At 45.3% G+C, this 7,645-nt stretch carries 10 protein-coding genes; 7 read left to right on the top strand and 3 right to left on the bottom strand.

Going from position 1 to position 7,645, the window contains the following annotated elements:
• The coding region (locus J0895_RS26905; RefSeq protein ID WP_422894306.1) for a tetratricopeptide repeat protein at positions 1-154 on the bottom strand (154 nt) is incomplete at its 3' end.
• A 491-nt stretch (positions 155-645) separates the two neighbouring features.
• On the opposite strand from J0895_RS26905, the gene J0895_RS03330 reads away from it, so the two are divergent.
• The 3 genes from J0895_RS03330 to J0895_RS03320 are packed head-to-tail and all read left to right on the top strand — an operon-like array spanning position 646 to position 1,291.
• Positions 646-873, top strand: a complete 228-nt coding sequence (locus J0895_RS03330; protein WP_207086712.1) for a hypothetical protein — start codon at positions 646-648, stop codon at positions 871-873.
• A gap of 9 nt (positions 874-882) precedes the next feature.
• Positions 883-1,065 carry a hypothetical protein gene (locus J0895_RS03325; RefSeq protein WP_207086710.1) on the top strand — a complete coding sequence of 61 codons (183 nt, stop codon included), beginning with the start codon at positions 883-885 and terminating at the stop codon, positions 1,063-1,065.
• The gene (locus tag J0895_RS03320) at positions 1,058-1,291 is read left to right on the top strand and encodes a hypothetical protein (protein WP_207086709.1); all 234 of its coding nucleotides are present in this window, start codon (positions 1,058-1,060) and stop codon (positions 1,289-1,291) included. The genes J0895_RS03325 and J0895_RS03320 overlap by 8 nt, the downstream gene beginning before the upstream one ends.
• A 553-nt stretch (positions 1,292-1,844) precedes the next feature.
• On the opposite strand, the gene J0895_RS03315 is transcribed toward J0895_RS03320, so the two are convergent.
• On the bottom strand, positions 1,845-2,726 hold the full coding sequence (locus tag J0895_RS03315; RefSeq protein WP_207086708.1) for a DUF4384 domain-containing protein: 882 nt from the start codon (positions 2,724-2,726) through the stop codon (positions 1,845-1,847).
• A gap of 302 nt (positions 2,727-3,028) precedes the next feature.
• On the opposite strand from J0895_RS03315, the gene J0895_RS03310 reads away from it, so the two are divergent.
• From J0895_RS03310 to J0895_RS03295, 4 genes are read left to right on the top strand one after another with little or no spacing between them, the layout of a single operon-like run.
• Positions 3,029-3,376 (top strand): hypothetical protein, encoded by a 348-nt coding sequence (locus J0895_RS03310; RefSeq protein WP_207086707.1) that lies wholly within the window; start codon positions 3,029-3,031, stop codon positions 3,374-3,376.
• Between the two features lie 54 nt (positions 3,377-3,430).
• Positions 3,431-5,125: a peptide ABC transporter substrate-binding protein gene (locus tag J0895_RS03305; protein ID WP_422894305.1), complete on the top strand. Its 1,695-nt coding sequence runs from the start codon at positions 3,431-3,433 to the stop codon at positions 5,123-5,125.
• Between the two features lie 57 nt (positions 5,126-5,182).
• Positions 5,183-6,145 carry an ABC transporter permease gene (locus tag J0895_RS03300; protein ID WP_207086705.1) on the top strand — a complete coding sequence of 321 codons (963 nt, stop codon included), beginning with the start codon at positions 5,183-5,185 and terminating at the stop codon, positions 6,143-6,145.
• A gap of 45 nt (positions 6,146-6,190) precedes the next feature.
• Positions 6,191-7,114, top strand: coding sequence for an ABC transporter permease (locus tag J0895_RS03295; RefSeq protein WP_242541019.1), 924 nt, complete (start codon positions 6,191-6,193; stop codon positions 7,112-7,114).
• On the opposite strand, the gene J0895_RS03290 is transcribed toward J0895_RS03295, so the two are convergent.
• The coding region (locus tag J0895_RS03290; RefSeq protein ID WP_207086704.1) for a Uma2 family endonuclease at positions 7,111-7,645 on the bottom strand (535 nt) is incomplete at its 5' end. The two genes, J0895_RS03295 and J0895_RS03290, sit on opposite strands and share 4 nt — an antisense overlap.

The following is a 7,645-nucleotide window of genomic DNA, read 5'->3' as shown; positions in this document are numbered from 1 at the left end:
TGGCATAGTCGGGATGATTCTCACCGAAAGCAGATTTTCCCAGTTCACACGCTTGTTTGGCGAATTTAATTCCTTGCTCATACTGACCTTGCTTGTAAGCGGTTACTGCCTTCCTATTTAGCGAGTTAATTTGCTCGTTCAGATTATCAAACATCAGTTAACCTCCAATACTTTTGTGAACTAAGATTCTGTTCGCTCACAATTGCGCCTATTCTTTTGTCTAAGGGAACTCCAAAAAATAAAATAGCAATTGTAGGGTGGTGAAGCCACCGAACAGAAGGTGGGCAATGCCCACCCTACTCCTTTAAAAACTGAATAGGAATGATTTATTTTTTGGAATACCCTAATATTCCCAATCCCAACCCAGAATAACCCAACTCTCTGCCTGCGGACCGAGGGGCGCATCTCGATAAAGATGAGGGCAGATAGGTCCAAGAAATCAAGCGACGAGGTTCAATCTGTTGGGTGGTATCAACCGGCTGGGTTTCAAACCCTTGCCCTGTCAAGGTGGTGGCATTGTGATGACTTCTGAAGGAGTCACTACATATTTAATGAATTTCTACCCTGTAACCAGGATAATCTGATTGGAATGACATCACCGTGTAACTCGGTGCTAAGATGGGGAGGACGACAGGAGGAAGTGATATGCTAACCGAAACCAAGCAACTGCGAAAAGTTAGCCAACCCAGGACCCAGGAAGGAAAATTTGGCAGTCCCTACCAGGAAAAAAGGGGGGCGGCGATCGCCATGCGCCTTCCTGTAAGTCTGGATGCCTTAGTCAGGCAACAGGCAGAGGAAAAAGGCGTAAAGGCAAATGAGATAGTTGCCGAAATTTTAGCAAAGCACTTCAATTGGTCACAACATAACCCGTAAATCCTTTTCATGACTGAAAATAAAAAAGAGTGGGACCCCTGTGAAGAAGGCAGAGAATGGGCTGCGGCTGCTACTGAAACAGCTTGCCAAAAGATTGCTAAAAGGAAGGGGAAGCGGTTAGTCGAAATCATCGACACGAAAAACAACCCTTTACGATTTATTTGCATATTGGAGGATTATCCCGATGAGTAACTCAGTAGTATTGACAGAAACGGCAAAAGTTCCATTAAAACAAATGATTTCCTTGTTGGAATCAATTGAATCGAGTAACTACAGCCTATTTCAAGACCTAGAAAAGGCTTTTATTGCCAAGTATGGGATTGAAGTGTGGGAAGAATATTTTAATTTCCACCTCCTCCCCTCTCTGGATGATTTGTCCAAGACTTGGCTTTTCCAAAAAATGTTAGAGAAAATCTAACTGCGAGGAGTAATCCTTGCCTAAACTGTTAGGTGGCGTCACCCTGCCGCCAATCGTTCAAATAAACCATTGGGTTAGCTTACAACGGTAGGTTTTTTATGTTCAGGGTGATTTGCCTCACATTTAACTCCACCTCCGGTCCCCTCCCCTTGGCAAGGGGAGGGTTAGGGTGGGGTCCTCTTTATGTGGCGATCGCCACATAAAGCACTCTTTACAGCTTAAGCCCTGGTATGTAAGGCGGCGGAAATCTCTTTCTTCGTGACGAAAGCGATCGCTTTCGTCACCGCTAACACTCTCCACCCACTCATTCCTCCCTCTTGAAGCGCGATCGCGCTTCAAGAGGACCCCACCCTAACCCTCCCCTTGCCAAGGGGAGGGGACCGGAGGTGATCTTAAATAGTTAGGGGGGGAATGCAATCGTTACCGATGGGACAGATGCCGGTTTTCTCAATAATAAAAACCCCTCATCACCCCTCAACCTTCTAGTCGGTTTCAACCGACTTTAGCTATTAGGCCGCCAATCGTTCAAACCCCCGCCGGGTTAGTGGATGAACTACACTACCTCAAACTTTTTATAAAATACCTGTGCATTCCACTGCCGTCCCACCTGCTGAAATATCTCCTGCAACCGTTCATCGGTAACGAGAATATCTGCCGGTTCAGACTCCGGATGCACCCAAGATAAATTAACCGGATTTTCAGTCAGTATGGCTAGAAAATACTCGTTCCCCATATCCATATATTGCAAAGCATTCGCTAAAGCCTTGATACCAGGAATATGCAGCTTTTTATCCGGCATAATCTGGGTATTTAAAGAAAATGCCAGAGACGGACAAAGGCAATACCGCTTACCGGAAACACCCTGATTAATCAACAGCAAATCACCCTGATGCGGGAAATCCACCTGTAAGGCATATTCTTTTCCTTTGCAAATCATCGCCGGGTTTTTCGCTACATTCAAGCATATATCCCGGTCCCCATTCTTTAGCTCAATCATCTGCAATTCTTCTATGGCATAAGTTGCCATTTCCTGGGCCAATTTCCACCCCTGCCGAGGAAATTCTATTTCCCACAACCACTCGTAAATGATTTCCCAAGGGGATTTGGCATCCGGATGCTGCCGTTGTCTGCCTCTTGTTCCAGTCAACAAATCAACGGGAACTCCATCTGCTTGCATGGTGTCGCCAAGTCGTTCTTTTATCTTTTTGATGACTTCTCCTAACGTTCCCGGCATATTCGTAGGGGGAAAGGTATCATTCAATTGCTTGTTCATCTCTTCTGCCACTTTTGCACTGGTTTTATCGCGGTGGCGTGGATGAAAACGCAACCCACAGCAGAGGCGCTGAGTATCGTTGCCTTGCTGCCAGATTACTTGGTTGGTGAAGTCGTTGAGGAATCGTTCTTGTAATGAGTTTGCTGGTGTCTGTGCAATCATGCCTTTTTTCCTCGGGTTTCAAAGGCCGCTTCTCTCTGGAAGGGCTGGGTTTATTCCTGTTTCTACATTAGCATGATTTGGGGCTAATTGGGTTTTAAAAATTCTCAATTTTGAGAGATTTTATTTGTTTTTATTTAAAATTATTTGTCTTGATTCTGATTGATTTAAATGAATTTATTTAGATTTTATTAGGTAATAAGGCTTGAGGATATCCAAATCAAATATATCTTTTGATTTCCAGCCAATTTACATCAATTTAACCAATCGATTTAATGGGGATATAGCCGTTCGGAGTTGAACCCATGAGCAACAAAATCCCTCAAAATCAAAAATTCTGGCAACTGATGGAATACCTTATCCCCAATCTCATTGGACTGTATATTGATAGTTATTTCGGTTGTGCCTTGAGCCTAATTTGGTTATTGTGGCACTGGAGTGGAGACAAGACCGATCGCACTTCAACCCAGTGTCAAAAAGCGATCGCATTGTTGCCAGTGGCGATCGCCTTTTGTGTGCTGAATGGACTGGGTTCTATCCCCGGTGAACCGAGTTCCGGGAATGGGGGACTCCGGACGTTAAACCGGGTGCATTTAATCGCAGTAGTCCCTGACAAGACAAAACCGGGTTTTCTTGATACTGTAGAGTTTTAAACCGTCACTGGGAGGGAAACTTTGAATCAGAAGCGCGATCGCCGTCGATTGATCATGCCACTGTTGGCGCTACCGTTTCTCGCTGCATCCCTGTTATCTGGATGCGGAACGAACCAATCCCGCCAAATCCAACAACCGGATGTTCTGCGCTTACTCTACTGGCAAGCGCCAACCATTCTCAATCCTCATTTGTCTGTGGGGTTCAAGGATTGGGAAGCAAGTCGAATTACCTTAGAACCCCTGGCAACTTTCAATAATCAAGGTGAGTTAATCCCCCTTTTGGCGGCAGAAGTTCCCACCCTGGAAAATGGCGGAGTAGCGGCAGATGGTTTATCGGTAACCTGGAAACTCAAACCGGATATACAATGGTCCGATGGCACTCCCTTCACTGCCGCTGATGTGGTTTTTACTTATGAATTTATTTCTAATCCTGAAACTGCTTCGGCCAATTCTTCAAATTATGATGCGATCGCCTCAGTAGAAGCAGTTGACCCCCTAACCGTTAAAGTTAATTTTAAGGCGGTTAATCCCGCTTGGTTTTTACCCTTTGTCGGTTCCGAAGGGATGATTTTACCCCAACATCTTTTTGCCGATTATACCGGCGCAAATTCTCGACAAGCACCCGGTAATTTATTGCCTGTGGGAACGGGTCCTTATCGCGTCGTTGAATTTCGACCCGGGGATACCGTCGTTTATGAATCCAATCCCTATTTCCGAGACGCAGAAGACCTCTATTTTCGGCGAATTGAACTCAAAGGCGGGGGAGATTCCACCTCGGCAGCGAGGGCAGTTTTACAAACGGGAGATGCAGATTATGCCTATGGTTTGCAAGTGGAACCGCAAGTTTTAGAACAATTAGAAGCGGGGGGACAAGGACAAGTTATGGCAAATTTTGGTCCGTTAAGCGAACGGATTCAACTGAACCAAACGGACCCCAATCGAGCAACCGCAGCAGGCGATCGCTCTAGTTTAGAATTCCCCCATCCCTTCTTCAGCGATCGGCAAGTTCGACAAGCATTCAACCTGGCGATCGACCGCAATACCATTTCCGAACAACTCTATGGCGTTACCGGCACTCCCACCCCTAATTTTCTAGTCTCTCCAGAAACCTATCTTTCTCCCAATACACAATATGAATTTAATCTGGAAAAGGCAGCAACGTTACTAGAACAAGCAGGTTGGCGCGATACTAACAATAATGGCATCCGGGATAAAAATGGGGTAGAAATGCGCGTCCTATTTCAAACTTCCGTCAACCCAGTTCGACAGAAAACCCAAGAAATCATCAAACAAAACTTCCGAACCATCGGAGTAGAAGTGGAAATCAAAAGTATTGATGCCAGTATTTTCTTCTCCGGCGATCCATCAAATACCGATTCCCTGAATCGCTTCTATGCCGATCTGCAAATGGTGACCACCGGCAATACCTCACCCGACCCCACCCGCTACCTTCAAACTTTCACCTGCGGGGAAATATCTCGTCCTGAAAATAGTTGGTCTGGTAGCAATACCTCGCGCTATTGCAATCGGGAATATGACCAACTCTGGCAACAGTCTACCACCGAACTCAACCCAGAAACTCGAACGGAATTATTTATTCAAATGAATGATTTATTAGTGAATGATGTAGCAGTCATTCCCTTAGTCCATCGCGCCGATGCGATCGCCGTTAGCAACACCCTAGAAGGGGTGGAATTAACCTCCTGGGATAGAGTCGTTTGGAACATCCACCAATGGCGGCGGAAATAGCAACCAGCGGGGTTTTCAACCCCCGCAGGTTTGTCGGAAATCATTATTCTTGTGCCTATGAAAACCTATTTGTTGAAACGCCTGCTGATTTCCATTCCCACCTTAATTGCCATTAGTCTCGTCATTTTTACCATTCTAGCGTTAGCACCTGGAGACCCTTTAGGAGAATTTGCTACCAATCCAGCAATCACCGCTGAAGTGCGAGAAAATCTGCGGCGTTCCTTTGGATTGGACCAACCGATTCATATCCGATATATGAAATGGGCTCTGGCATTTTTTACCGGAGATATGGGATACTCTTTTACCAGTCGCAGTCCCGTCATCGACTTAATTCTGCAACGCTTACCCACCACCTTATGGGTCGTCGGTTCTGCCTATCTCTTAGGCATATTAATCGCATTTCCCCTCGGCATTCTCTCCGCCCTCAACCGCTACTCTCTCGTAGACAAACTGACCACAACGTTTGCCTTTTTATGGTTTTCTCTCCCCACCTTTTTCACTGGAATCCTGTTTATCATTATTTTCAGTGTTCAACTCAACTGGTTTCCCTTCATCTATAATAGCACTTTACGGGTAACCGATTGGAACAGTTTTATCGCCCAAATCAAACAGTCTATTATGCCCATTTCTGTTTTAGGACTGTACCAAGCAGCGATTTTAATGCGGTTTATCCGGTCCTCGATTTTAGAACAACTGTATCAGCAATATGTTCGCACCGCCTACGCCAAAGGGTTATCTAAATTCACAGTCATCAAGCGGCACGTTTTAAGGAATGCTTTGATTCCTGTCGTGACTCTGGTTGCCTTAGATATTCCTGCTGTATTTACTGGCGCATTAGTCACCGAACAGGTGTTTCGAGTGCCTGGAATTGGTTCATTGTTAATTGATTCAATTTATCGGAGTGATACCCCAGTAGTGATGGGAATTACCTTTATTTATGCGGTGTTAATTGTCATTTTTAATTTGATGGCTGATTTGCTGTATGCGATATTAGACCCCAGAGTGAAATATCATCCATAATCGCCTTCTTCATCCCTCACTTAATTTAGTGATTTCATTTCAATTATGTCCAATGTTAACCCGATTCAATCTGAACTGACTCCAACTTTTATGCCCAATTTAGGTAAAAAAGCATGGCAGAGATTTTATCAAGATAAAATGGCGGTCTTAGGTGCGATCGCCCTCACCATTCTCCTCCTCTGCGTTATCTTCGGTCCCTTCTTTTACACCACCGCCATTGATGAAATTGACTTCAGTCGGTCCTCAACGGGTCCAAGTTGGTATCATCCCTTTGGCACCAATTCCCTGGGTCAAGATATCCTCGCCCGAATGTTATCCGGAGGACGAATCTCCATCGCCGTTGGTATCGCTGCCATGTTGGTAGCGATTACCGTTGGAGTGTTCATCGGTGCAGTTGCCGGATATTATGGCGGCGTCATTGATGCCTTACTCATGCGTCTGACTGACTTATTTTTAGCCCTTCCTCAGTTACCCTTACTCCTATTAGTCGTTTACCTGTTTCGTGACCCGATTCGGGCAGTTGCTGGGCCAGAATTTGGCATTTTTATCCTAGTTGTTCTGGTTATTGGTTCCCTCACCTGGATGTCTGTAGCGAGACTGGTTCGGGCCGGATTTTTAACGGTTAAACAATTAGATTTTGTCACTGCTGCACGTGCTTTAGGTGCATCCCCCCGACGGATTATTTGGATTCATATTTTACCGAATATTATCGGTCCAGTAATTGTTGCGGCAACCTTGGCGATCGGGAATGCCATTATTACCGAATCCACCCTCAGCTTTTTCGGATTAGGTTTTCCCCCAGATGTGCCAACCTGGGGACGAATGCTTTATGATGCCCGAGATTACTTACAAACCTCACCCCATCAGGCGATTTTTCCAGGACTGGCAATTTTTATAACGGTTAGCAGTATTAATTATATCGGAGATGGATTACGCGACGCCCTCGACCCGCAAAGTCGTTCTATTTAATCCTCATTTTCCTCAAACACTGGGGGCCATAAATCAGCAATTTGTAATTCCCACCCGGGTAGCAATTCGGGCAGCGTCAGGATATCTGTATCTGTAAAAACGATGGGGGTTTGATTGGGGTGATAAAGGGTAACCGTTAATTCATCGGGGTCAATTAATATGCCAACTTTAACGCCTTGTTTCAGAAACATTTGAATTTTTTCACGCAGTTTTGTAATGCGGTAAGCGAAGCTATGCCCGAAGGGCTTTTCGCTTTGAGATTTGATTTCTACTACTAAATCTGGAACGACTTCGCTAAAATAACGGACTGTGCGAGGCATTCGCGATCGCGAGACATAAGAAACATCCGGGGCGGTTAAATCTGCATTCGGCAGAATGAACCCCCCGCTAGAGTCAAAAACTAACCCCAGGCGACGGGGGCTCACCCACAGATTGAGGAGAAAGCTCAACTGTGCACCAATGTAGCTGGATACAATATCTGATGGACCCATGACAATCAGGTTTCCCTCACGCAATTCTATCTGGTAATCA

This window comes from Phormidium pseudopriestleyi FRX01 (assembly GCF_017313335.1).
Classification (GTDB): Bacteria; Cyanobacteriota; Cyanobacteriia; order Cyanobacteriales; family Laspinemataceae; genus Laspinema; species Laspinema pseudopriestleyi.
This window is presented reverse-complemented; position numbering and strand designations above follow the sequence as displayed.

What these genes read in the sequence shown, in the direction of transcription:
- J0895_RS03330 (WP_207086712.1), top strand. Translation starts at nt 646, where the DNA reads ATGCTAACCGAAACCAAGCAACTGCGAAAAGTTAGCCAACCCAGGACC.
- J0895_RS03325 (WP_207086710.1), top strand. Translation starts at nt 883, where the DNA reads ATGACTGAAAATAAAAAAGAGTGGGACCCCTGTGAAGAAGGCAGAGAA.
- J0895_RS03320 (WP_207086709.1), top strand. Translation starts at nt 1,058, where the DNA reads ATGAGTAACTCAGTAGTATTGACAGAAACGGCAAAAGTTCCATTAAAA.
- J0895_RS03315 (WP_207086708.1), bottom strand. Translation starts at nt 2,726, where the DNA reads ATGATTGCACAGACACCAGCAAACTCATTACAAGAACGATTCCTCAAC.
- J0895_RS03310 (WP_207086707.1), top strand. Translation starts at nt 3,029, where the DNA reads ATGAGCAACAAAATCCCTCAAAATCAAAAATTCTGGCAACTGATGGAA.
- J0895_RS03305 (WP_422894305.1), top strand. Translation starts at nt 3,431, where the DNA reads ATGCCACTGTTGGCGCTACCGTTTCTCGCTGCATCCCTGTTATCTGGA.
- J0895_RS03300 (WP_207086705.1), top strand. Translation starts at nt 5,183, where the DNA reads ATGAAAACCTATTTGTTGAAACGCCTGCTGATTTCCATTCCCACCTTA.
- J0895_RS03295 (WP_242541019.1), top strand. Translation starts at nt 6,191, where the DNA reads ATGTCCAATGTTAACCCGATTCAATCTGAACTGACTCCAACTTTTATG.